20 protein-coding genes are annotated in these 23,942 nt (G+C 41.7%); 7 read left to right on the top strand and 13 right to left on the bottom strand.

Annotation, left to right across the window (positions count from 1 at the left end; all coding sequences use genetic code 11):
• Positions 1 to 118: 118 nt before the first annotated feature.
• The 5 genes from NMG48_RS15220 to ubiE all read right to left on the bottom strand — a co-directional run bounded on the left by NMG48_RS15220 (position 119) and on the right by ubiE (position 5,740).
• Positions 119 to 2,038, bottom strand: coding sequence for an AAA-like domain-containing protein (locus NMG48_RS15220; RefSeq protein WP_345961275.1), 1,920 nt, complete (start codon positions 2,036 to 2,038; stop codon positions 119 to 121).
• 166 nt (positions 2,039 to 2,204) lie between these two features.
• A complete protein-coding gene (gene mdh, locus NMG48_RS15215; RefSeq protein WP_271252334.1) occupies positions 2,205 to 3,149 on the bottom strand; it encodes a malate dehydrogenase in 945 nt (314 codons plus the stop codon).
• A 12-nt stretch (positions 3,150 to 3,161) separates the two neighbouring features.
• Entirely contained in the window at positions 3,162 to 4,418 is a 1,257-nt protein-coding gene (gene rodA, locus NMG48_RS15210; RefSeq protein WP_271252333.1) for a rod shape-determining protein RodA, read from the bottom strand.
• Between the two features lie 30 nt (positions 4,419 to 4,448).
• Positions 4,449 to 5,012 (bottom strand): Uma2 family endonuclease, encoded by a 564-nt coding sequence (locus NMG48_RS15205; RefSeq protein WP_271252332.1) that lies wholly within the window; start codon positions 5,010 to 5,012, stop codon positions 4,449 to 4,451.
• 20 nt (positions 5,013 to 5,032) lie between these two features.
• Positions 5,033 to 5,740, bottom strand: coding sequence for a bifunctional demethylmenaquinone methyltransferase/2-methoxy-6-polyprenyl-1,4-benzoquinol methylase UbiE (gene ubiE / locus NMG48_RS15200; protein WP_271252331.1), 708 nt, complete (start codon positions 5,738 to 5,740; stop codon positions 5,033 to 5,035).
• Between the two features lie 309 nt (positions 5,741 to 6,049).
• Between ubiE and NMG48_RS15195 the strand changes: the two genes are divergently transcribed.
• The 6 genes from NMG48_RS15195 to NMG48_RS15170 all read left to right on the top strand — a co-directional run bounded on the left by NMG48_RS15195 (position 6,050) and on the right by NMG48_RS15170 (position 13,441).
• Positions 6,050 to 6,703, top strand: a complete 654-nt coding sequence (locus NMG48_RS15195; RefSeq protein ID WP_271252330.1) for a hypothetical protein — start codon at positions 6,050 to 6,052, stop codon at positions 6,701 to 6,703.
• A 454-nt stretch (positions 6,704 to 7,157) separates the two neighbouring features.
• Positions 7,158 to 8,822, top strand: coding sequence for a GAF and HD-GYP domain-containing protein (locus NMG48_RS15190; protein WP_271252329.1), 1,665 nt, complete (start codon positions 7,158 to 7,160; stop codon positions 8,820 to 8,822).
• A 164-nt stretch (positions 8,823 to 8,986) separates the two neighbouring features.
• Entirely contained in the window at positions 8,987 to 9,757 is a 771-nt protein-coding gene (locus NMG48_RS15185; protein WP_271252328.1) for a hypothetical protein, read from the top strand.
• 107 nt (positions 9,758 to 9,864) lie between these two features.
• Positions 9,865 to 11,559, top strand: coding sequence for an AAA family ATPase (locus NMG48_RS15180; RefSeq protein WP_271252327.1), 1,695 nt, complete (start codon positions 9,865 to 9,867; stop codon positions 11,557 to 11,559).
• Positions 11,556 to 12,110 (top strand): DUF3038 domain-containing protein, encoded by a 555-nt coding sequence (locus NMG48_RS15175; RefSeq protein ID WP_126387355.1) that lies wholly within the window; start codon positions 11,556 to 11,558, stop codon positions 12,108 to 12,110. Before NMG48_RS15180 ends, NMG48_RS15175 begins: the two co-directional genes overlap by 4 nt.
• 50 nt (positions 12,111 to 12,160) lie before the next feature.
• Positions 12,161 to 13,441 (top strand): after-VIT domain-containing protein, encoded by a 1,281-nt coding sequence (locus NMG48_RS15170; protein ID WP_271252326.1) that lies wholly within the window; start codon positions 12,161 to 12,163, stop codon positions 13,439 to 13,441.
• 141 nt (positions 13,442 to 13,582) lie between these two features.
• Here the strand turns inward: NMG48_RS15170 and NMG48_RS15165 are convergent, their stop codons facing one another.
• The 6 genes from NMG48_RS15165 to NMG48_RS15140 all read right to left on the bottom strand — a co-directional run bounded on the left by NMG48_RS15165 (position 13,583) and on the right by NMG48_RS15140 (position 19,768).
• Positions 13,583 to 14,554 (bottom strand): CHAD domain-containing protein, encoded by a 972-nt coding sequence (locus NMG48_RS15165; protein WP_271252325.1) that lies wholly within the window; start codon positions 14,552 to 14,554, stop codon positions 13,583 to 13,585.
• Between the two features lie 122 nt (positions 14,555 to 14,676).
• Positions 14,677 to 14,883, bottom strand: coding sequence for a hypothetical protein (locus NMG48_RS15160; RefSeq protein ID WP_271252324.1), 207 nt, complete (start codon positions 14,881 to 14,883; stop codon positions 14,677 to 14,679).
• A 613-nt stretch (positions 14,884 to 15,496) separates the two neighbouring features.
• Complete coding sequence (locus NMG48_RS15155) at positions 15,497 to 16,303, bottom strand: FHA domain-containing protein (protein WP_271252323.1); 807 nt, start codon at positions 16,301 to 16,303, stop codon at positions 15,497 to 15,499.
• Positions 16,304 to 16,364: 61 nt separating this feature from the next.
• Complete coding sequence (locus NMG48_RS15150) at positions 16,365 to 17,639, bottom strand: vWA domain-containing protein (protein WP_271252322.1); 1,275 nt, start codon at positions 17,637 to 17,639, stop codon at positions 16,365 to 16,367.
• The gene (locus NMG48_RS15145) at positions 17,640 to 18,023 is read right to left on the bottom strand and encodes a response regulator transcription factor (RefSeq protein WP_126387361.1); all 384 of its coding nucleotides are present in this window, start codon (positions 18,021 to 18,023) and stop codon (positions 17,640 to 17,642) included.
• Positions 18,024 to 18,367: 344 nt separating this feature from the next.
• Positions 18,368 to 19,768, bottom strand: a complete 1,401-nt coding sequence (locus tag NMG48_RS15140; RefSeq protein ID WP_271252321.1) for an adenylate/guanylate cyclase domain-containing protein — start codon at positions 19,766 to 19,768, stop codon at positions 18,368 to 18,370.
• A gap of 479 nt (positions 19,769 to 20,247) precedes the next feature.
• Here NMG48_RS15140 and NMG48_RS15135 point away from each other — a divergent pair, with 479 nt between their 5' ends.
• Positions 20,248 to 21,177, top strand: coding sequence for a vWA domain-containing protein (locus NMG48_RS15135; protein ID WP_271252320.1), 930 nt, complete (start codon positions 20,248 to 20,250; stop codon positions 21,175 to 21,177).
• A 32-nt stretch (positions 21,178 to 21,209) separates the two neighbouring features.
• Here the strand turns inward: NMG48_RS15135 and NMG48_RS15130 are convergent, their stop codons facing one another.
• Complete coding sequence (locus NMG48_RS15130; protein ID WP_271252319.1) at positions 21,210 to 22,046, bottom strand: septal ring lytic transglycosylase RlpA family protein; 837 nt, start codon at positions 22,044 to 22,046, stop codon at positions 21,210 to 21,212.
• A gap of 1,009 nt (positions 22,047 to 23,055) precedes the next feature.
• Positions 23,056 to 23,922, bottom strand: a complete 867-nt coding sequence (locus tag NMG48_RS15125; RefSeq protein WP_271252318.1) for a pentapeptide repeat-containing protein — start codon at positions 23,920 to 23,922, stop codon at positions 23,056 to 23,058.
• Positions 23,923 to 23,942: the final 20 nt, after the last annotated feature.

The raw sequence follows: 23,942 nt of genomic DNA, 5'->3' as shown, positions 1-23,942 counted from the left end.
AGAAATATATTTCATATAAGTAGTTAAGCATAAGTAAACCTAAAACCTATATTGTTGTGCCGCTAGCTATGTAGGCATCTCAACAATATGGGTTTGGTTAGCTGAGCTACTTACTTTTCTAAATACATTCTCGAAAATATTGATAATAGAGGCTGCACATAGGCATGACCAGATTTCCCTGAAATTTCACCAAGCCAATGCTGCGGAGCTTAAATGCTAAATGACTCTCCAAGTGTAAAGGGCGATCGCAAGATACCAAATTTTTAAAAGCTTCCATCATTTCTAGATCTTCTTTTAAATAGCTTAATTGACGACGCAGATGATCACTATAAATGCCTTCTTCGGTAGGAGCTAATTGAAGTAACTTCTCTAAACTAATCCGACCACGGGCAATTTGATAGAGAGCCTGTCTGACTAGATAGGGATGTCCACCTGTGAGCGATAGCAACTGCTCCACCTCAGAGGGCTGCCAGTTGAGTTGGTGGCGAGTCACCAATTCCGCAATTTGACCACCTGTTAATTCAGGTAATTCGATCGGTAAACCAACATTAAATGGAGATTGATTAATATTTAAAGGTATATAAACTTCTTTAGAATGCACAATTACTAATCTTAGTTTTTTCCAAATATCCTCATTTTTTGCCTTTTCATGCCAAGCTCGCAGCAATCCAAAAAAATCAGAGGCAATTTTGGGATATTGGAAAATCAAATCGACTTCATCCAGACCCAATACTAAAGGCACCTCGGTAACTGTCAGCAAATAGCGTTGAAAATACTTAGTACATTTGTTTTTGCTACCTAAGACCCCTTGCCAATATTGCTCTAAATTATCTTCTAGATTCAGTTCAGAAGCGATACTGGCACAGAACCACTGCAAAAAAGAGTCAAGTTCACTGAACACATCACTATCTGCTTCCTGAAAATATAGATGGGCAACTTGATTACCTTTATATTTAGCATAAGCAAGAGTTCTTAATAGTAAAGATGATTTCCCCATCTGGCGTGGAGCTTTAATCCGAATTAGAGAACCAGGTCTGAGAATCGTTTCACAACTATCTTTTTCAATGGGTGGGCGCTGAATATAAAAACGGGAGCCTAATTCTACTTGACCTTCGGGTTCTTCTAATTGTAGTTGTTGCTGCTGTGGTGGTGGCTGAGAAGAAACCGTAGTAATAGCATTGGAATTGCTGAGTAATCGCTCTAAAGTTTGTAAAGTTTCAGTTGCATCTATAAAGCGTTGGCGATAGTCATAACGCACCATTTTGTCAATAATTGCGGCTAGACTGGGATGGATTTTCACTTTAGCTTTGGCAGCAGCTAAAGCACAACTATATTCATTAGTTTGAGAATCTTTGGGGAGTTCCTTAAAGGTCAAACCCGTAAAAGCCTGTAAGCACATTAGCCCCAAGGCGTAGACATCACTACAAAACCTTGGATGTCCTGCTAGTTGTTCATTGGGCATATAAACTAGGGAACCAACCACAACACTGCGAGTTTGATTGTCGTCTTCCATCAGGTGTTCAAACGAATCTGTACCTAAAGCCTTGACTGCACCAAAGTCAATCAGTACGATTTTGCGATCGCTTTGGCGACGAATTAAGTTAGTTGGTTTGATATCCCGATGAATTACTTGGCAGCTATGCACAAAAGCTAGCACTCTCAAAATATCTCGCAAACCAGAAATCAATTTTTGCTGAGACCATTGTTGCCCAGCAATAATTTCACGATCTAAAGTCTGACCTTCGATAAACTCTTGGACTAAATAAAATTCACCATTTTGCTCAAAGTGAGCAAATAATCGCGGAATCTGATCATGTACTCCCAAATCATGCAAAGTCTTAGCTTCATTATCAAATAGTCGCTTCGCAACCCCTAATTCCTGTGGTTTCTGAAACTGTGGCTTGAATTGTTTAACTACACATTTGGGTTGATTGGGGAGTTGTAAATCTATAGCCAAAAATGTCTGCCCAAAACCGCCGCCACCAAGTGGTTTTACAATTTTATATCGCCCTGCAAGGATTGCTTCAGCACTGGTCATGGTTGGTGTTGGAGGATGGACTGACAATTCATTTAGTAGCTTTCTCAATGATACCGCGATCGCTAATTATTCAAATTTTCTTTAAAATGTAAAATTAGGGATAAAGCAACCAAATTTTTTGTGGCGCGGCTTCGCCGTGCCACAAAAAATTAGAAAAGGTCAAGATTTAGGGAAGCAACTTAATATTTTCTTGAATTGATTTAGCTGAAGCATGTAAGGCAGCAAGTTCATCGGATGTTAGTTGCAGTTCAATCACCTTTTCAATTCCCCGTTTGCCTAACTGCACAGGTACACCCATAAATATATCGGTTAACCCATATTCACCCATGAGGTGTGCCGCCACAGGGACAACACGCTGTCGATCGCAGAGAATTGATTCAACCATCATATAAGCTGATGCTGATGGTGCAAAGTAGGCGCTAGTTTGCATCAATTTGACTATTTCTGCGCCACCATTACAGGTTCTATTTACAAGTTTAGTGATCGCGTCTTGGGATAATAATTCCGTAATTGGTATACCATTCACTGTGGAAAAGCGTGGTAATGGAAGCATCGTATCGCCATGACCACCTAAAACGGTCGCCCTAATGTCAGCACTGGAGATGCCTAACTCCATACCGATAAACGTTTGAAACCTTGCCGCATCCAAAATCCCTGCCATGCCCATAACCCGATGGGTTGGCAATCCACTCACCTGCCATGCGTAATGCGTCATCACATCTAAAGGATTAGTGACCACGATCAAGATTGCCTCAGTGGATTGGGCGATCGCTTGAGAGATGGCATCCTTCACAATGGACGCATTAATCCGTAATAGATCATTGCGACTCATACCCTCTTTGCGCGGTAAACCTGCGGTTAGGACAATGATGTCAGAATTTTGAGTATCACTGTAATTATTTGTGCCAATAATTTGGCGATCGTGATTGACGATCGCCTGAGTTTGCATCAGGTCAAGAGCTAATCCCTGCGGCTTGCCCAGCACAATGTCATACAACACCACATCCGCTAATCCATTTTCGACAATGCGATGGGCTAGGGTTCCGCCCACATTTCCAGCACCGATGATCGTCACTTTAGGCGATCGATAGTCTTGAATGTGTGTTGCCATGTATTTATATATTTAAAATTTGATCGTGCGGCGATGGGCGGCTACAGATTCAACTAAACCGATCGCCATAAAATTCGCAATTAAGGCTGATCGTCCATAACTGAGCCACGGCAAAGGAATACCTGTAACAGGTGCAACATTGATATTCATGCCGATATTGACAAAGGTTTGGAATAGCACAAAGGAAAATACGCCAATTGCCAATAGTGAGCCGAAATTATCCCGTGCATTCACTGCAATTACGAGTAACCGCCAGCAAATTCCTACAAACAGCAATAGGACGCATAGGCAACCGATAAAGCCAAACTCCTCACCGATCGCAGAAAAAATGAAATCGGTATGTTGTTCAGGAATAAAGTTTAATTGGGTCTGCGTACCCTTAAGCCAACCCTGCCCCCAAAGCTTACCCGCACCGATCGCAATGCGTGATTGAATGACGTGATAGCCTGCTCCAAGAGGATCTTGGTTCGGGTCAATAAAGAGCAAAAGTCGCCGTTTTTGATAGTCATGGAGAACATTCCAGAGCAGTATTCCTGCTTGACCTGCGACCAGATTGACAACTACTGCAATGACTGTGCTAACCACTCGAAACCAAGGTAAAGAGATCCATGCGGCAACACCCATGAGAATTACCCAGATAATCCACGCAGGTAAATAGATCGAAAACAGGATCGCCGAAACAATTGGCGAAAAGATCAAGGCTAGCCAGCCACCACTCGCCCCTGCCCAATAGAGCATTCCAATAGTGATCGCCGCAAATACTAGCGCCGTACCTAGGTTCGGTTGTAAAAAAATCAAGATCCAAGGCGGCAAAGTCACCCAAGCCACTTTAAAGGCATCAATGGGATTTTGGATCGGTCGATCATGCATTACGGCGGCGAGGGAAATAATGATCCCGACTTTGGCGAATTCCGATGGCTGAATGTTAAACCCACCAATGGTAATCCAGCGCTCTGCACCTAGTGCCGTTGTCCCGATCGCTAGGACTAAAATCAGAGAAATATTGGTGATCGCATAGGTAACCCAATGCAAGCGCAACAGGCGATCATAATGAAAACGGGCGATCGCAAACATCGCAGTTAAGCCGACCACACCCGTTACCCAATGCTGCCACCATTCTGTGCGCTTTGCACTATAGTCAGAACTATAGATGGCAATACCACCTAAAACTGTCAATAAAATTGGGAATAACAGCAATAACGGATCCGCATCACGCCACTCCCGTTTGATATTTTCCCAACTTGGTAGTTCTAAACCCTTTACGATCATAAATTCAGCACTAAATAGCGAAGCTATGATCTATTTTAGTAACCAACTAAACAAATCTTTAACTTTGATCTGGATTTCGCTGGCAAATAATGGCACAGGAATTACCGATTCTGGATCGTCAAATACCTCAATCTCTTGCTTGGGGCGGTATATAAACACAGTTCTTTCTCTGGGATAAATTAACCATCCCATTTGGGTTGCATATTTCAAGCAATGCAAAATATTTTTGGTAACTCTGGTTTGACTTTGGTCGGGCGATAAAATCTCAATTACCCAATCTGGAGCGATCGCAAATATATTTGCCACTTCACCATATTCGTCACTAGGAATCCGCGCCCATTCAAAAATTGCGATATCTGGTACAGTTGATCGCCCGCCAAAGGTACAACGCAGTTCAGGAAAAGCCCAAGCAATCTGTTTTGTTCTTAAGATGCCGTTAATTTTAGGTACAAGTTCACCTTGCAAGATACTGTGTTTTCCCTGTGGCATTGGCTTCTGTAAGATCTGACCATCAATATATTCACAAGCGGGCTTAGTTTCTGGTTGTTGGAGAAACTCAGCTAAGGTTATGGGATTGCTAACTGTTTGTGCCATCAGAGCGTAGACTCACAACTCTACTTTTGCAAAACTAATATTCCCATCATGCCATTGGCGATCGCATAGTGGGTAGCAAGAGAAAAACCTGCGGATTTGGCGAGTTTGACCTGCTCAGAACCAATTGGAAATCTCGCTAAACTCGGCGCAATATAGGCATATTCGGCAGTCATTGAGAACCGATCAGCTAGTGGCACAACTACTCGATCCAGATAAAAGTCTTGAAAAGTTTGCATCAGGCGATCGCTAGGACGATGAAAGTCAAGAATTGCTGCCTTAGCTCCAGTTTTTAAGACTCGATGTAACTCCGATAGACATTGTGGGATATTAGTCACATTGCGTAACCCATAGGCCAAGGTCGCCCCATCAAAGCTATTGTCGGCAAAGGGCAAATTCAACACATTACCCTCTTGCCATGTCAGACTTTTTTGAATTTTCGGTAAATAATTACGCGCTTTGTCCGCCGCGATCGCTAAAAGTTCTTTAGAAAAATCCACACCGATCACTTGCCCCGTCGGTGCGACTTTTTGAGCGAGCAGAGCGGTCATATCTCCAGATCCACAACAGAGATCAAGCCATGTTTCTCCTCGCTGTGGCTCACACCAACGCAATGCCATTTTTTTCCAGATGCGATGTTGACCTAAACTAAGGAGATCATTGAAGCGATCGTAAACTGGCGCAATGCGATCGAAAATCTGTTGGACATCAGTTTCCGAAGGTTGAGACATGGTTTTACCTAAAACTTTTACCGAAGAGTTACAGAAATCATCATAATGCGCGGGTGTCTTCCTACCCAAGATAAAGGGCAGTGCGTTGCACTGCCCTTTATCTTGGGTATAAACCCCAGAAGAGAGTTGCGGTGTAAAAGCACCGCAACTCTCTTCTGGGGTTTGATTTTGTCCTAACATGACTGGCGACAGCTATATCTTGCAGAGATATCAGCACAATCGCTGAGCGAATTAATAGGCGAGAGCTGAATCCTCATGCGACAATATTTATCAATAGGTTCATTGTCGGCAGCAAAATTTTGCCTAACTATGCAAAAACTTTGGTTTAAAAGCAAGCGATCGCAACCATTGCTACCCGAAGAAGATATCAACCCATCTTCTCCAGCAAAAGAAGACTCTATACAGGAACCCACTGCTCCTGTGATTAGCGACTCGGAAACAGTAGCCAGAGATACTGGTAATTTTCAAGTTACTAAAACAGGGATTTTAAAATATCTTTCCCAAATATCCCCCCAAGCTTCAGAATGGCAAATTTCGCCTGTATGGTTAATACTAGCAATAGGTTTAGGTGGAATTGCGATCGTTACCATCTTCGGCTTGCAGTATCTCACTGCCCCTGAATCAACTCCAGACAGTAACCTTACCTGCAAATCGAAAATTAATGGCGATTGGCAAACACCCATCGGCAAAGTCACTTTGAAAGAAGATCAAGGGGATCTAGTTTCAGGGAAATATGAATACACAAACTTTGATCGTGGCAAAATTTCTGGTGAGTTGAAAGGCAAGCTGAGTAACAATGTTGTTAATTTTGATTGGAAAGAGACTCCCAATCAGCAACCACCACAACAGGGCAAGGGGATTCTGATTTTTGGTGAAGGCTGTAAAGAATTTTATGGTAGCTACGGAACTGGGGACAGCACTAGTAATTTTGGTAATTGGCAAGGCTCACGATTGCCAAAATAGTAGACAGATAAAAACTAGCGACCTCGAGTGGTCAGTTTCGAGGTCGCTAGTTTTGAGGGATTAAGGCTAGCCAAAATCTAAGTCGTAAGGCAAAATTAAGTTTCAATATTGATCAAATTGATCACCAAATTTAAAGGCAAGCAATTATCGTCATTTGTTGAACAGTTAAAAGTAAAACTAAACTAAACAGTTAGCCAATATTTTCATCAAACCGATACTATAGATGTAATACAAGATTTAATACAATCCTAGTTATTTACTATTTGAATGGCTTCTGGTTTAGTCTCAAAGATTTCAACAGTTCTAGATCAAAAATCAACTTTTTTCATCAAAAAATCACCAGAAAACTATTAAAAATATATTGCTTGACCCATTCAATCTTACAAAACTTCAAGAATAGATTCCCTCCTAAGAAATTCACAAAAGACACTGTTGGCAAATAGGGACGCAAACTATGGACATTGGCGACACCAAATCAGAATCATTTGCACTAATTGAAAAATTAAACGAAATTGGTATTGCTCTGTCGGCGGAAAAAAATACGCCCAAGTTATTAGAAATGATTTTGAGGGGAGCAAAAACAATTTTAAATGCCGATGCAGGGACGCTTTATCTTGCCACTGAGGATAAACGGTTTCTTCAATTTGAAATCATGATGAACGATTCATTAGGGACGATTTTAGTTTCTAAGCCAGATGAGCCCATCCCCTTCCCCCCCTTGCCACTTTATGATGACAAGGGAAAGGCGAATGAAACAATGGTGGCAGCCCGTGCGGCTGTATACAAGCAAACCATTAATATTCCTGATGCCTACACATCGGAAACTTTTGACTTTTCGGGGACTAGAGCTTTTGATACGAGAACAGGCTATCGATCGCAGTCATTTTTGACACTACCAATGCTCAATCATGAAAATGAACTGATTGGGGTATTGCAGTTAATTAATGCCAAAGATGCCCATACCAATCAAATTATTGAGTTCTCGCAAATCTCCCAGCGCATTGCCGAATCCTTGGCATCGCAAGCGGCGATCGCCTTGACCAATAACAAACTGATCGGACAGTTTCGTGAGCTATTTGAGTCATTTATTAATCTCATGTCTGAGGCGATCGACAAAAAATCACCCTACAATGGTGCTCACTGTCGCCGCGTACCGACCTTGACCATGATGATTGCCGACGCAGCTTGCAAGGCGGAGTATGGCATTTTCAAAGATTTTAAATTGGATGAAGATCAGCGCTATGAACTCAAGATTGCAGGACTGCTCCACGACTGCGGTAAGGTAACTACGCCTGTACATGTGATCGACAAAGCAACAAAACTAGAAACCATTTTTGATCGCATTCATTTGGTCAATACGCGCTTTGAAGTGCTGAAGCGGGATGCAGAGATTAGTTTTCTCAACCAAAAAATTGCAGCGATCGAATCTGGAAATCTCAGCGTCATCCCAGATCTTGAAGATGCTCTACAACAAAAACTTGCCCAATATTCCAGCGATCAGAATTTCCTGCGTATCTGTAATATCGGTGGTGAGTTCATGAGTGCTGAGCATAAGGAACGGCTCCAGCAAATCGCTAAATATCGCTGGATCGATCCTCAAGGCGTGGAAACCAATTTCCTAACTGATAATGAAGTCTACAATCTGAATATTTCTAGAGGAACGCTGACGGCGGAAGAACGCAAAATTATTAATGATCACATCGTCGTTACCATCGAAATGCTGGAGCAATTGCCCTATCCGCGCAATCTCCGCCGTGTACCAGAATATGCAGGCGGGCATCACGAACGTATGGATGGTAAAGGCTATCCCAAAGGCTTGACCCGAGAGCAAATGTCTCTACCTGCCAGAATGATGGGAATTGCCGATATTTTTGAAGCTCTAAGTGCCAAAGATCGTCCCTACAAAAAAGGTAAAACTTTGACAGAATGCCTGCATATCCTCGGTAAGATGAAGATAGATAACCATATTGATCCTGATCTGTTTGATCTATTTGTTAGCGAAAAAGTTTATTTACGCTATGCCAATGAATATCTCGATCCCGATCAGATTGATGAAGTCGATGAAAATAATATCCCCGGATATACCCCACCTTTTGCTTATTTTTTCAGCACTAGCTAACAGACTCACAGGGCTGTTGTAAAACCATCTCCATAAACAGCTTGCGAAGATGGGCTTGCTAAAGTGTATAGGAGTAGTGCAAAGTACCATCTGCATACCAAGATCTCGAAGATAGGCTTGATCTTGAAATTTATCACAACTAAAAATTGATTTTGTACTTACTTATGTTTGCTCAGTTTCGCTCTCAATATCCACAGGGGCGCATCCAGACTGAGATGCTACCTAAAATTGATGGTCTCCATGCCTTTAGAGCGATCGTCGCTCAGGGTGATGCGATCATGGGAACAGCTACGGCTGTTGATAGCGATCTGGAAATAGCGGAAGATCGCGCAGTCAAACGTGCCCTGACGATCGCAGGCATTTCTTTTGATAACGGCTTTGACAACAACTATGGGGGATATGCAGGGCGATCGCCAATTTTGACACAGGTTTCCCGCGAGCCATCAACCGTCAATTCACTGCCATCGGCTAACTTAAATAACTTGGGTGAGTTAGGGTCTGGACATCATACTACACATACCATTCAGTCAGAACCTGCCCTCGACTATACCAGTGAATATAGCACCAATAAAAGTGCCAACACCTATGCGCCTGTAGAAAATTTGCACTATCCGCCTGTTGATCAGCCAAGTAAGTCCAGCGAGGAATTAGGCATAATGTCACATCATTCTGAGCCACAGTTTGCCCCGATCAAAGCATCCGCACCCACGATCGCGCCTGAACCGATCGATCTGTCCGATGCGATTTCTAAGATCGATGTGGAGATGGATCGTCTAAGCTGGACAAAGACGCAGGGACGTGATTATTTAGTACGAACTTTTGATAAGAAATCTCGCCAACAGTTAACCAATGAGGAGTTATTACAGTTTCTCAGTCATTTAAAATCCTTGCCAACACCCCATAAACAATCGGCAAGTAATGACGATTTCTTCTAAACTTAATTGATTTAATTGATCAAAATTGATCAATTTCACTGATCAAAGTGATCAAAAAGATGCTTTGAGTGTATTTTTGATAGATCCCAGACATTCCGCCCGCAATAATGAAATCTCCTAATTTTCAAGAAGAACTGAGTTTACTCATCCGTGCCAAATGTCCGATTATTTATGTCGTGACATGGGAAGAAGAGCGTGCGGAAAAGGCGATCGCCCAAGTTGCCCAAGAATGCAGTCCAGCCCGTCAAATGCTCTACTACGATTTGGTACGGGGATTTGAGCATAATCAGGAAGGCAAAAATAATTTATTGCAAGCCTTGCAAATTGTCGAAAATAGCGATCGCCAAACGGCAAGTATCTATGTATTTCGCGATCTCCATCGGCGCTTAGCCTCACCTCGTCTTGACGAGATTTTTGTGCGGCAACTGCGAAATCTCTATCGAAGTTTTCGCAATTCACGTAAGACTTTGATTTTACTCAGTCCTCTGCTAGAAATGCCTTCTGAGCTGGAAGAGCAAGTTGCCGTACTCTATTTCCCATTACCCGAAACTTCAGAAATTCGCAATATTATCGAACAGATGATTCCCGCAGAGCAGTTGCGCTTGGCAGGTAATAGCCTCGAACAACTAGTGAAGGCCTGTATGGGGATGACTCGAGATCGCATCTGTCACACCCTTTCTAAATCAATTGTCCAGAAACATTACCTCAATGAATCGGATATTGAGCGTGTTCTGATCGAAAAGCAAAAACGGATTCGCCAAACGGAGTTCTTAGAATTTTTTACACCCAATGAAACCCTAGATAGTATTGGCGGCTTAGATAATTTCAAGCTCTGGCTAATGCAGCGTCAGTTAGCCTTTTCCGATGAAGCCAGAGCCTATGGCTTACCAAACCCAAGGGGCGTTCTCTTATTGGGAATTCAAGGTACAGGCAAAAGTCTTTGCGCGAAGGCGATCGCTAATCTCTGGCGCTTACCTCTTTTACGATTGGATGTGGGGCGCTTATTTGGTAGTTTAGTCGGACAGTCTGAAAGCCGCACCCGTCAGACAATTCAGCTAGCCGAAGCCCTTGCCCCTTGCATTCTCTGGATTGATGAAATCGATAAAGCTTTTGGGGGGATTTCCAGTAGCATGGGGGATTCGGGAACTAGTCAGCGCGTACTAGGCACACTTTTAACATGGATGCAGGAAAAGTCTAGTCCTGTATTTGTTGTCGCCACTGCCAATAATATCCATGCCTTACCACCAGAATTACTACGTAAGGGGAGATTCGATGAATTGTTCTTTATCAATTTGCCCACGAACGAAGAGCGCAAAGAAATTTTTCTACTCCATTTGAATCGATTTCGCCCGAATGAATTGCGAAACTTTGATGTTGATAAGATGGCAGCAATTTCCAAGGAATTTAGTGGGGCAGAAATCGAACAGGCTATCGTGGAAGGGATGTATCGAGCTTTCCATGAACAAAGGGATGTGAGTACCGAAGATATTATCGGCGCAATTAAAGAAACCTATCCCTTGGCTAGTACTGCCAGAGAACAGATTAGTTTCATGCAAGCTTGGGCAACTCAAGGCAGAGCAAGAAGTGCTTCGCGAGGGGAATCAAATGGGCAACCGAATCCGAAACCAAGTAGTAATTCCCATCAGGCAAAGGATCTTAGTGTGCTGAAACAAGCAACTAAAGTGGCGATCGAGAAGTCAATTGATTTGTCCATCAGCAAGACCGTTGACAGCGCCAATGGCAAGCATCGCCCTCTACCATTACCTCCCTTACCGCAAATCAAATCTAGCTCAGACTCATGACTCCCAATTCTGCTACTTCCTTTGATAATAATCCTGATTTGCCGCAGTTGCAGGCAATCAAGGCGCATTTGGATTTAGTATTGTTGGCGTTAGAGTCCTTAACGGGGCTTGGTTCCGATGAAATGCTAGCGGTTGCCGAGAAATTAGGTTTAGAGGAAATTTTGAGCGATCGCATTACGCTCTGGCGGTTGCGGCAGGCGAGTCCATTACGAAAAGGTAAAGGGCGCAAAAAACTCGATGTTGATGAAGCTAGAGCCATGACCCTAATTAGTTGCACCCTCGCTGCCCAGCAACAATTTGCCATTCGCAATGCGGTTGCTCAGTTAGAGAAATGTACTGCTCTCAAACGTCTCCCCTATCGTGAACCCATCCTCGGCGACTATCTCGATCGCTTTAATACGCTCTACCAAGAACGCATGGCAGAGGAGGAGCAAGCAAAACCTGACGCAATCCAAAAATTAGCGTTAAAATTATTAATAGATCTGCTTTTTTACAGTTCCCAAATTGGTTCTCGTCGCCTTTGGGTTGCCTTGTTTGAACGAAGTCAATGAGATTTTAGAGATTTTAAATTTTGCGAGGCAAAATTTAAAAAATAAAAAATATGCGCTATTCATCGTCAGAATCAAATACCTTCAGCCGTCGCTATGAATTACCAACCTGCTCATTAGAGGTCTGGACAGAGCGATCGCCTTTATCTGACTGGCAGTCCCAAATTGTGGCGCAAAATATGCGATTTCAATTGCAATTGGCTAATAGCCGCAAAGTAATTAAAGGCAATCAACAGCAAATCGCCAATTTGATCGAAGCAGTGACTAGTTACTGCGATCGCTGGCTGGCTCAGGATGATTTTGAAACCCTTGATCATGCCATTGAAATCCCGAAATTATCCAAACTGCATCTTTCAACTTTGCAATTATTTGACCTTTACGAAAGTCTGGAACTCTGTGCCAATGAGTTTGTGATTTTGCCCAATGTAGTGCTAGAAGTACGCCGCCTCAATCTCAACTGGCTTAAGGTTATTGCAGGGGCGATCGCGATCGTCGGAGTTAGTATTGGTGCAATCCGTTTAATTTATCCTCCCCTTGGTGAACAACCCACCTTCCAAGTCGCTTCATCTCCTAACGCTTCATCTCCTGAACAGGCTGCCGCACCTTCTGTTGCTAGCTCAAATAACAAGTTAGACAAATCAGCTAACAAAGTAGAAAGTGATTTGAAAGTTGCAACTTCACCACAGACGATAAATCCATCCACTCCTAATGCAGCAATCGCACCTAAATCTCCAAATATTTCTCAACCAAAAGATACAGCCTCTGAATCAAAAATTCGGGAGAGAACTGATAAGGTCGCAATCAATACTCCCACTGGGAATGTATATAGTTATCGCCAAAACCCTCCCACAAGTTCTCCTTCTATTGCTGATGGTGTAACCACAGGTAGAATGTCCCCACAATTAAGACGTTCAGAACAACCTAACAAAGATATTTCCTCCTCCTCAATTAGTGCAGAATCTGCTAAGCCTGCACCTTCTGCCCCTTCTCAAAAGATATCGATTCCATCCACAGTTTCCCGTGCTGCCAATGCAGATATTGGCTCAACCACTAATATCAAGGTTTTACAGCTTCAATCAGAACTACCCAGTGACATCACTACAAATCTAGTGCGCTATGTGCAAGAACAACGAATTACTCTAATAGAGACAGGAACACTCATTCTCGACCTTGAGATCTCAGGCGATCGCATCAGCAATATATCAACGGATATTAAAAACTCGACATTAAAAGATGATCGGGCGATCGCCGAACTAGAAAATATCCTTCGCCAATGGCGATCGCCTAGTTCGATGACAGGAAAAGTCAATTTAATTCTGCAAATACAGCCTTAAGGACATACAGGAAAATAAGGAACCAAATTTTTGTGGTGCGGCAAAGCCGCACCACAAAAATTTGGTTCCTTATTAAATCTCAGAAACCTAAGCGATGTAATAGCCATGCAAATTTTTTGTAGCATAAAGTGTAGTCCTTCTCTATGACATTGTTTCTGTAAGTAGCGATCGCAAGGATTGGCGAAATTCCAAAGAGAGATAATGCGCTTGTAAAGGCTGCCAACTTTGCCAAAAAATACGACTCTCCTCCTGCATGGCTTGGTCAATGCTGGGCAGTACCTTACTAACATCGGTCTTCAATGTCTTCTCTAAAAAATGACGGAGAACTACATGATCTTGGAGTGTTCCCAAAATTTCTTGAATCTGTTTAAACTCTGCAACTCGTTCACGATAGGAATCTACATAGAAATCAGCAAAAAACTCTGTCTGATACCGCACTCCTTTGATTTGCTTGCGGAGGTCATGCAAAAAATGACTGAACTTCCTTAATTGTTGATGTAGTTCGTCAGAATTCTCAATCGGGATTAAAGAGACTTTACCTGTCTGCATTGTTGTGCCAACCAACCATCCCGAATGAAGAAAAAGCTGGCAAACCAAAGGCAGTAGTAAATCTGGCAAGATTTCTAAGATTGGTAAATTACCCATTGTTGTATAGGTGGGTTGTGCTAGCCAATCTTGAATAGACTGTTTGAGATTTTGGTAGCGATCGCCTTTTAAGGTTTTCTTTAATTTCAGAAAGCTCTGACCTCGTTTCTGATGTAAATGATTAATTACTTGCTCAAACTTAGCTTGCTCTGACTTCTGCAATAGAGGCTGATAGCGCGTGATCAGATCCTGCTTTAGGACATCTAAATCCCTTGTCTCTCCTAAAACCCTAGCGATTTTCCCAATCGATGAATTATTCACTCCCTGAGGTAGGATGATCGCATTACCAAACACTTGAATGGAAGTTCTCAAGCGACGCATTCCAACTCGCATCTGATGTAAAGGTTCTGTATCCTGATCTTTAAAAACAGATTCTTCTAGATCAACAAAGCGTTGAAAATTTTGCTGGATAATACGATAGGCATAATCACTAATTGATAGCGATCGATCAAACTGATTCTCATCCATACAATTTGACCTTTTATAAGGGATTTTTTAAAAAGCTAAAAATCACTAAACTAAACAATCAAAATGATGATGTAATGCACTTTGTTCTGTTAAATCATCACATCTTTACAAATCAATCAAAATTAGTTTAAGCAATTACGCCAATTCAATTCCACCGCTAAAAAAATTGCATTAACGTAAACCTTTTGACTATCCTTATCAACTCCAGACACAATCCAATTAAGAGGTCGTCCATGCTGTTTCAACTCATCTTGAATTGCTTGATAGAGAGTTGAAACTGTATAGTGATTCTGCATGTCGATTTCTAGCTTGAGTAATTGCGTATCCATAATTAACATCTCCAACAACGATGGGATTAGTGAATTTTCAATTGTCTACTAAATAGAATGCTCATGACTTTAGTATTTTAGGAAGTAATGAATCTACATTTAGACATCACCTAAAATCATGATTTTTCTAACGATAATCTGTACTCTTCTGTAAAAAACTAATGTGATTGAGAATACAGATATAAGGCAAACATTGAATAGAACTAAAATATATAATAGCGCCTATAAAAGACTTTTACTAAATAGGTTTCTTTATTTAACAAATCAATATACAGAGATAAGGTTTTTTACTTTTTATAGCAATGAAAGAGATAGCTAGGACAAATCCAGATAAACAAAGGCGGCGCAACGCTTTTGTTTATCTGGGCTTTACAGCAAAACTTTCGCGGCTATAGTAAAGGCTATACATAGGTAGAAGCTCGTTTCAATTCTTTAAGCTAAGACATTCATAACTTCCATTCCCCATAGCAAATTTAAAATCCCAAAAGCAAAAGCCTTGCTACTCAAGGCTTTTGCTTTTGGGATTTTAAATCATCCCGAACTGACATTAAAAAAGAGAGGAGCAAATTTCACTCCTCTCTTTTTTAGGACAGCCTACTGTCACAGTTAAAAGTCAAGAATTTAATTGAAAGATAAAACTCACCTTATCTCCTTTGCCTAGAGAAATGCGATCGCCTGCTCTGAGCTTATGGCGATTGCCCGCAGGCAGAGGTAAATTATTGATATAAGTACCATTCGAGCTACCTGTATCTTCAAAATAAAAAGCGCCACCTTCAGCACGAATATCAGCATGGATACGCGAAACAATATCTGAATCAGGAAATCCAGATACATCAATATCAGGTGGAATTACCGTATTGGGCTTACCGATATGGACAACGGGGAGATGAGCAGGAATTTCGATACTGAGATTGGTTTGGACATGGAGCAAAGATGCCGAAAATTGTTGCAACTGAGTTTTGGCACCAATCGATGCAGATGCAACAACATTGATCGGATTACTCGCAGGTGCAGTAGGTTGTTCACCAACAAATAGTTCTTCCTCATTCACATTAGGAATAGTTTGCACCTCTGCGCTTAAATTCACAGCCGAGTTTGACGTAGCATTTCCTTCAGTCGGCTCATTAGGTACAGAATTAGACATAGCGCTTGAAATGGGTAGTATGGGGAAAACTTCAGTAGACAGATCGGGGGATGGACTAATTACACCTCCTTCTTCATGAGCTTCTTGGTGTAGACTGCCAGCAGTTGCCGCACTCAGATTAAACCCACAATGACCACAAAATTTAGCATCGGATAACACCGTTGCATGGCAACTAGGACATTGAATACTTTTAACAATCGGTAATGGCGTAAAGCAAGCTTCACAGTTGACAGCTCCTTCAGGATTAGAATGAGCACAATTAGGACAGGTAATCATAAGAGCAACTTAAGATAGAAAACATAGACATTTCGAGATTACAGTGACGTAATTCCTGCATTTAAGGATTCGTCGGTGCTTGCAGAACAGTTTTGGAAGCGATGCGGGTTTTCTTGCGCTCCGATTCACTGAGAAATGTGCCTTCTTGTAGGCGGGTAGCGTTATTTTGCAAGATCGTCGAAGCATTATGATCACCCATTTGCAAAGCCGTTTTTGCCGCAGACTGTAACATTGTTGCTGCACCAGCCCGATCGCCTTCTTGCAGTTTTTGCTCTGCAAGTTGGGTTTGCCGATATTTCGCTAAAGCTAATACATGATTTTGGACTTGGGGATCAACCTGTGGCGTAAAGTCTTTGACTAGCTCGGCGGCGATCGCCACTGATGGTGATAGTGAATTAATTTGAGCAAGTGAGGGAATGTCATAACGGACTTGAGCAGTCAAGAGTGGAATTTCGGATTGATCAGGATAACTGGCAATGTAACTAGCAGGACTGATGTAGAGATTAAACAGTACTACTCGCTCCACATCGGTCATCAGATCACCGAGTCTGACAATAATGGCATCTCCTTCAGTTTGATAGGGTAATTCGATTGTATCAGGGGCAACTTGAGCGATCGGTTTTAATTCTGCAAGCCTAACATGGGGGGCAAGCTGCAAGATTAAGTGGGCATTGGTTAGCCCGATCGCTTGGACACGCTTCAATAACTTTTGAAATTCTGCCCCCGCCGCCTCAGGTGATGGAATATATGCCATAGCACCACCACCAGCATCAGCAATACGTTCTAGTACATCTTGATTCCAACTATCCCCAAAACCAAGGCTATGTAGGGTCATGTTGTATTCAGTAGCTAAGCGCGAAAACTGAAAACAACGTTCATTATCACCATGCTCATTTTCGCCATCAGTTAGCACAAAAATCTGGCTAATAGTGCCATCTTTTCCCTTGCTAGTTTCCTGTAAGCCCAGTTTAATACCATCGTCAATACAGGTTCCCCCTGATGCTTTGAGAGATTGAATTTTTTCTTTAATCGATTCGATACGCTCGACGGGTTGATTCTCGACGACCACCTTAGCTTTGTGGTCAAAACCTACGACACTAATCCGATCTTGGGGATACATCTGATCAACTAGGTCGCGAGCTGCTCGTTTTACAGTGTCCAATGGCTGCCCCCCCATGGAGCCACTATGATCTAAAACAAGGCATAAATTTAGCGGTGCATTATTGATGCCAACGCCGCTAATAGCTGACACCGCGATCGCTAATTGGCGCTGACTGTTGCCTTGATTGCTATCGAGATGGCGATCACTTAACTTACAGGTCAGATTTACGCTCATTTAAGCTTCTATTCCTAGAATTTCACAGGATTTTTCCAATATTTCATCAGGATCAAAGGGCTTAGTCATATAAATATCTGCCCCGACATCCTTACCACGATCACGATCAAATTCTTGTCCCTTGGCAGTCAACATGATGATATAGACATCACTTAAACTAGGGTCGCCTTTAACGGTTTGGCAAACTTCATAGCCATTCATTTTAGGCATCATCACATCCAAGAAGACCAAATTCGGCTTTTCACGCTGAATCGTTTCTAGTGCTTCTAACCCATTAGTTGCAGTTAATAGCTCTACATCATAGTCCTCTAACTCTTCTAAGGTCTGCTCTAATAGCAAACGGATATGAGGCTCATCATCAACGATTAATAGCTTTTTAGACATTTTAAAAGACTTTGAGGTTTCTCAAAACTAATGTATCACCTACAGAGCTTTGCGCCAAAATAATCTACTAAGTAGCTGAGCATAATTAAAATCCAGAGTCAAAAGCTGTGGCGCACGCTGCGCGTGCGCCACAGTTTCTTGGGTTTTATATTTAATTACGCCTAGCTACTTAGTAAAAGTGGCATGAAGTACCACATTTACTAGTTAACCCATCTGTTTATGGACGAGGTAATTTGATTTGTGGTGAGGTAAGGGTTCTAGCATTTAATAATGAGCCGACTTTTGGTGGCGTGGCTTCGCCACGCCACCAAAAGTCGGCTCATTATTTTCCTGTCTGTCTCTAATCAGTAGATCACTTCAAAGATTTCCACTAGATTCTTTTTGCCTTTTACAGGTAAAGTTCCAAACTCTCTAAATTGAAAGTTAGCTTGGGTTGCCTCATACACACTTCGCGTCACTAGGATTTGTCCTCCCTGTGCCAATCCCTGCAAGCGTGAAGCAATATTCATCTCATCACCGATCGCCGTGTAATCCATATGTTGAGGCGAACCAATATTACCGACAATTACATCCCCAGAGCTGATGCCAATCCCTGTAATGAAGTTCTCACGAATCCAAGCAATTGGTATTTCTCTGATACGTTTCTGCATATTAATTGCCGCCGCGATCGCCCAATATTCACGATCAGAGATCGCTGAAGGTGCGCCAAACATCGCCACAATCATGTCACCTACAAATTTATTCACCGTTCCTTGATGATTAAAAATTACATCCACCATTTGGGTAAAATACTCATTAAGATAAGCAACTAAATCTTCTGGTTCTAACTCTTCGCACTTAGTTGTGAAATTACGAATATCAGAAAACAACATCGCAATTCTACGCTTGCTGGTAGTTAGAGAGACCTGATCAGCTTGATTAATAACAGCTTGTGCAACCTGTGGTGATAAATATCGTTCTAAATTGTTTTTGATTCTCTCTTCCCGTAATTTATTTTCATGGAGAAGCGCATTCTCGATCGCTCCAGAGGCTTGAGTGACTAACGCCGTAAATAACTTAAGATCTTGAGATGTATAGTTAATAGGCTCAGAATTACTAATATTCACAACCCCTATGGTGCGATCCTTCGTCAGAATTGGTACACAAATAATCGCGTAGGATTCAGTCTCATTGACAGCATAGCGAGGATCTTGAGTAGCATCATTGACTAACTCTGGTTTACCAGTAGCAAAGACATGTCCAGCAATTCCTTCATTCGCACCCATTGGACTATATTTAAGTTCTTCGGCTGTTCCCTTGGCAGAGACTATTTCAAGAGAATTATTTTGTGGGTTATGCACCATCACTGATGCGCTAGTACTTTTAATCAGCCGACTAGCTTCTTCAATTACCAGAGTCCCAATCTCTTGCACATCTAGACAGCTAGACATTTTACTGGAGATCGTATAGAGCAAACTAATCTCACGATATTTATCTAAGGCATCGGCAGCAAGGGTCTTACGTTCAAATTCGCGTTTGACTATGTAATTTAAAAAGTTTGCAACCTGCTCAACCTGTTTAGTTCCAATTACCCAACCTAATAATTCTTCCTCCAGCAAAACAGGAACTTTTAGGGATTGTTCCCTGTTACTGTCATCACTGGTGGAACTAGAAAACTCAAGAGTTTGTTCATTAGCTTTGTCTATGCCAAGGTCTGAAACTAAAACTTTCCCTTTGTGATCTTGAATCATTATGGGAGAAGTCATTGTAGTAATTAATCCTCTCAATAAGGACAATACTTCTCCTTTTAGAAGTATCTTGTTGAGACTGACGGATGACATAGGTTAAGAATTGTATAGTTATAACATTAAGATGGGTATAGCTTCGCACTGCCTATCCTAATCATAATAACTAACAAAATAGAAGCAATCGCCATAATGCTTAGAAAGAAATAGCAATACTTAATCATTGATAGGAAAACAAGGTATTTAGCCCTTCGTAATGAACCTTAGATGTTCGCGATGCAGTTAGGATTAGTCTGCTATATATAGCTGTAGTCAACTGTATCAGGACAAATCAAAGCCCAAATAGTGTAAGGTGGCGCGAAGCGACACCTTACACTATTTGGGCTTTATGTCCTCACAATAATGGCAACAGCTATAGAAGCGATCGCTTAGGATAAATAGCTGAATTTTCGTTGGGGAAACGTTTATTGAGCTTACCTTTGCTAGACTGAGTTTAATTCTTGAGACATACTACAAATAAGGAATCGGGTAAGTTTAATATGCCTTACTCAGCAGAGATCAGTCGTCGCCAACCTAGTTGTTTTCTCTTCTTAATCGATCAATCAGGATCGATGGCAGACGCATTTTCTAGCGAAAGTGCAAGCAAGGGGACAGCCAAAGGAGCAAATGAAAGCTTGCACAAAACGAGTGAATCTATTCAAAAGGCGCAGGCAGTTGCCGATGCGGTCAATCGTTTGCTTGACTCCCTTGGACAACGATGTGTTAAAGGGAACGAGATTTACGATTATTTTGATGTGGGCGTAATCGGATACAACAGCGAAGTTGCCTCAGCCCTCAATGGTGTTACTGGCGATCAAGTGATTGCTCCGATTGGAAAGATCTACGAAAATCCGACCGAACTAGAAAAACGTGCTCAAAAATTACCCGATGGGATGGGTGGTTTGGTCGAAGTGTATAACGACTTCCCAATTTGGTTTAAGCCAGTGGCAAGTGGTGGTACAGCAATGTGTAGCGTGTTTGCAATGGCACGTATCCTTTTAGAAGATTGGATTGAAAAACATCCCAATAGCTACCCACCAACGATTATCAATATTACCGATGGTGAATCTACCGATGGCAATCCTACGGAAGAAGCGATGAATCTCAAAAAGTTGTGTACTTCCGACGGTTCTGTTTTACTTTATAACATCCATCTTTCCGCAGAATATACCCAGCCAGTGTCTTTCCCTAATACGGTAGAAGTATTGAGCGATCCCTATGCGCGTTTAATGTTTGAGCTATCAAGCCCTCTGCCCTATGCCGCTCAAAAAGCAGCCGAAAAAGAAGGTTATAAGATAGCTCCCGACGCAAGAGCTTTTATGTTTAATGCCGATCCTGTCAAACTAATTCAGTTTCTAGATATCGGGACTCGCACTGAAAATCTCAGATAAAAGAGCGGCGCAATGCGCCGCTCTTTTATCTTTTATCTCAATGGGGAAAGTACTGTTGCGGTAATCGGTACAACGCCAACTTCATCACTGTTCAAAGCGATCGCAGCAGCATGGGATAAGTCAAGATTACGCTCACCAACATAGGGACCACGATCATTAATTCTTACTACCACTGACCGCCCATTTTGTTGGTTAGTAACTTTGAGATAGGTATCAAAGGGGAGACTGGGATGGGCAGCTGTGAAATCCTGTTGTTCAAACTGCTCACCCGACGCGGTCTGTCTGCCTTGAAAATAGGGACCATACCAAGAAGCGATACCATCAATTTTTTCGTTAGTAACTGCCAATTGATACATTTGCTTTTGTGCTTCCACTAGCGTCATTGGCTCTGCCCCAACCGCAACCCTGAGGTTATTAATCCATTGGGTTAAGTTTAGAGAAGGGTTTAAAACATCTGATTTAGGGATACGAAATAAGACCGTATCTTTATATTTGCCAATATATTCTCCTCCTACTACCAAAGGCTCAATCTGGTTGGGATCAAAATCTGGCGAGTTGAGAATTATGGCAAGTTTAGTTGTAGCGATCGCCGCACTAGGCAAATCTTTAACCCAAAATATAGATTGCCGATTTATGCTAATTATCCATTTACTAGATGACTTTGCTTGAAACTCAATGACATATTTAGGTTGTGTTTCCTTGGATATGTTACGAATCAAGTGGGAATTTATCGATGGGTTGTCTGGATAAATTTCATTGAGATCATAATTGATTTTGTTATCAACAATTTCAGTCGCAAATATTGATGGTGAGACACTAGAAATTAGCGAAATCAAAGAAATCGCCCATAGTGTAGATATTCTGGACATGTATTTATATATTATGAAACAAAGATGTTCGTTAAGTAACAAATGAGATATAGCTGATGAGAAAACATTTGTTTTAAAGCCCAAAAATAGGATGATTTAAAATAAAAATTTAGGATTAAATCAAGCTATTTTTATTTGGCAGGAATTATACATAAGGCTAAAAAGCATTTAAGTATAATTGCTGTTGTTTTAAACTACGATATTAGTGGGGATCATAAATCATCCTTTAGAAAGATATAAAATTAACCTTGTCCAATTTGGTCTCAAACTTCAGTTAAAACTTGTTAAACATACCTTTCGTTATCATATTCAACCGCTTTTTAATTATTGATATATATTGCTTACAATCTATATATATTCAAGGTTTACGCTAATTGAGTCTTTCTGATTTGTGACTACTCGATTAATCACTAATTTAAATGGAGTTCACAATATTAAATCAATCTTAAATTTTAGGGATTTCAAAGGATTTTATGTATGGTTATAGAAATTTCCAAAACGACATTGCCATTTTGGAAATTTCTATAACCATTGAGTCATGTGACACTTTTCAATCTAGTGAAGTACAGAGGCTCTGTACTTCACTAGATTGGTATACGCTATATGAGTAATCTTCAGTGGGCGATCGCGAAAATACAGGTCAAGTCGCGAAAAGCCCACTGATATGACAGATGATCTCCATCTAGAGAGATTTTTCCAGTAAGTCCAGCAATTTTGCGGATGTTGAGTCAATTAGCTGGTTGCTACGATTATTTAATGTCTCGGATAATTCCTCTATAGCGTGGATTGCTAACTAAAAACTGGCGATGCCCGCTATTTTTATTTTGTTGGGCATAATTAAACGTCAATTCGACGAAGGCAGAAAATGGTAAAAATCGCTAAGCGATTTTTACCATTTTCTGCCATTTGCGCGGCGCTTCGCGCCGCGCAAATGGCGTTATCGAACTCGCGTTAATTAAAAGCCTGTGGCACACACACTCTGCATATGTGTGTGCCACAGGCTTTTAATTTAGCTATAGATAGACCCATTGGGCATAGTCGCTCCCTTGAGATTAACATTGGTCAGCTTGACCATTATTTTTTCGCCAAAACCTACCTTTGCTCCAGTCAGGTTTGCACCACTTAAGTCTGCGCCACTTAGGTCTGCACCAATTAAGTTAGCTCCGCGTAGATCCGCATTTTGGAGATTAGCTTGAAATAGATTCGCTCTAAATAGATTTGCCCCTTGCAGATTTGCCCCTTGAAAGTTGACACGGTGGAGAAATGCATCGGTTAAGTCAGCATTACTAAGATTGGCATAGCTGAGATTCCTCCCTTCAAGATATTTTTCGCGTAAATTTGCCCCACGAAAATCTGCCCCAGTGAGATCCGTTGTTTTAGGACGCTGTTGTGGCTCTGATGATGGATTATGTTGGAACGGCTCAGGGGTATGTTTACTGGTTTGCTGACGTGCTTGGTAAGACTGATAGGGTTGATAGGACTGAGATTGCGATCGCGATTGATAGGAGTAATAACGTTCCGAAGTGCGTTCCGAAGTGCGATCTGAAGTACGGTCTGCTGCTTTTTGTTGAGCATAGCCTTGAGAAGCACTTTGGTATTTACTGTGATATTTCGTTTGATGTTGATGAGTTTGTTTATTTTGATGCGAATATCTTTGTGAACCTGATGCTTTCTGCTCAGCAGCTTTTCGCAAGCTATCCCTTGCATGGTTAATTTCTTTGAGTTTTTCCTGTGCTTGTAGTTGCAGTTGCACATTCTCTCTGGGGATGCGATCGGGATGCCATTGCATAGCCAGCGCTTTATAAGCCTTGTTGACATCTTCTAAGGTCGCATTAGATGTCAAACCGAAGAGTTGGTAGCATTGATCGATTTCCATAGTTTGTCGATTCCACAGCG

It is taken from the genome of Pseudanabaena sp. Chao 1811, from assembly GCF_027942295.1.
Lineage (GTDB): Bacteria > Cyanobacteriota > Cyanobacteriia > Pseudanabaenales > Pseudanabaenaceae > Pseudanabaena.
Note: the sequence above shows the minus strand (reverse complement) of the source record. Positions and strands in the feature narration are given on the sequence as shown.

What these genes read in the sequence shown, in the direction of transcription:
- NMG48_RS15220 (WP_345961275.1), bottom strand. Translation starts at nt 2,038, where the DNA reads ATGACCAGTGCTGAAGCAATCCTTGCAGGGCGATATAAAATTGTAAAA.
- mdh (WP_271252334.1), bottom strand. Translation starts at nt 3,149, where the DNA reads ATGGCAACACACATTCAAGACTATCGATCGCCTAAAGTGACGATCATC.
- rodA (WP_271252333.1), bottom strand. Translation starts at nt 4,418, where the DNA reads ATGATCGTAAAGGGTTTAGAACTACCAAGTTGGGAAAATATCAAACGG.
- NMG48_RS15205 (WP_271252332.1), bottom strand. Translation starts at nt 5,012, where the DNA reads ATGGCACAAACAGTTAGCAATCCCATAACCTTAGCTGAGTTTCTCCAA.
- ubiE (WP_271252331.1), bottom strand. Translation starts at nt 5,740, where the DNA reads ATGTCTCAACCTTCGGAAACTGATGTCCAACAGATTTTCGATCGCATT.
- NMG48_RS15195 (WP_271252330.1), top strand. Translation starts at nt 6,050, where the DNA reads ATGCAAAAACTTTGGTTTAAAAGCAAGCGATCGCAACCATTGCTACCC.
- NMG48_RS15190 (WP_271252329.1), top strand. Translation starts at nt 7,158, where the DNA reads ATGGACATTGGCGACACCAAATCAGAATCATTTGCACTAATTGAAAAA.
- NMG48_RS15185 (WP_271252328.1), top strand. Translation starts at nt 8,987, where the DNA reads ATGTTTGCTCAGTTTCGCTCTCAATATCCACAGGGGCGCATCCAGACT.
- NMG48_RS15180 (WP_271252327.1), top strand. Translation starts at nt 9,865, where the DNA reads ATGAAATCTCCTAATTTTCAAGAAGAACTGAGTTTACTCATCCGTGCC.
- NMG48_RS15175 (WP_126387355.1), top strand. Translation starts at nt 11,556, where the DNA reads ATGACTCCCAATTCTGCTACTTCCTTTGATAATAATCCTGATTTGCCG.
- NMG48_RS15170 (WP_271252326.1), top strand. Translation starts at nt 12,161, where the DNA reads ATGCGCTATTCATCGTCAGAATCAAATACCTTCAGCCGTCGCTATGAA.
- NMG48_RS15165 (WP_271252325.1), bottom strand. Translation starts at nt 14,554, where the DNA reads ATGGATGAGAATCAGTTTGATCGATCGCTATCAATTAGTGATTATGCC.
- NMG48_RS15160 (WP_271252324.1), bottom strand. Translation starts at nt 14,883, where the DNA reads ATGGATACGCAATTACTCAAGCTAGAAATCGACATGCAGAATCACTAT.
- NMG48_RS15155 (WP_271252323.1), bottom strand. Translation starts at nt 16,303, where the DNA reads ATGATTACCTGTCCTAATTGTGCTCATTCTAATCCTGAAGGAGCTGTC.
- NMG48_RS15150 (WP_271252322.1), bottom strand. Translation starts at nt 17,639, where the DNA reads ATGAGCGTAAATCTGACCTGTAAGTTAAGTGATCGCCATCTCGATAGC.
- NMG48_RS15145 (WP_126387361.1), bottom strand. Translation starts at nt 18,023, where the DNA reads ATGTCTAAAAAGCTATTAATCGTTGATGATGAGCCTCATATCCGTTTG.
- NMG48_RS15140 (WP_271252321.1), bottom strand. Translation starts at nt 19,768, where the DNA reads ATGACTTCTCCCATAATGATTCAAGATCACAAAGGGAAAGTTTTAGTT.
- NMG48_RS15130 (WP_271252319.1), bottom strand. Translation starts at nt 22,046, where the DNA reads ATGTCCAGAATATCTACACTATGGGCGATTTCTTTGATTTCGCTAATT.
- NMG48_RS15125 (WP_271252318.1), bottom strand. Translation starts at nt 23,922, where the DNA reads ATGGAAATCGATCAATGCTACCAACTCTTCGGTTTGACATCTAATGCG.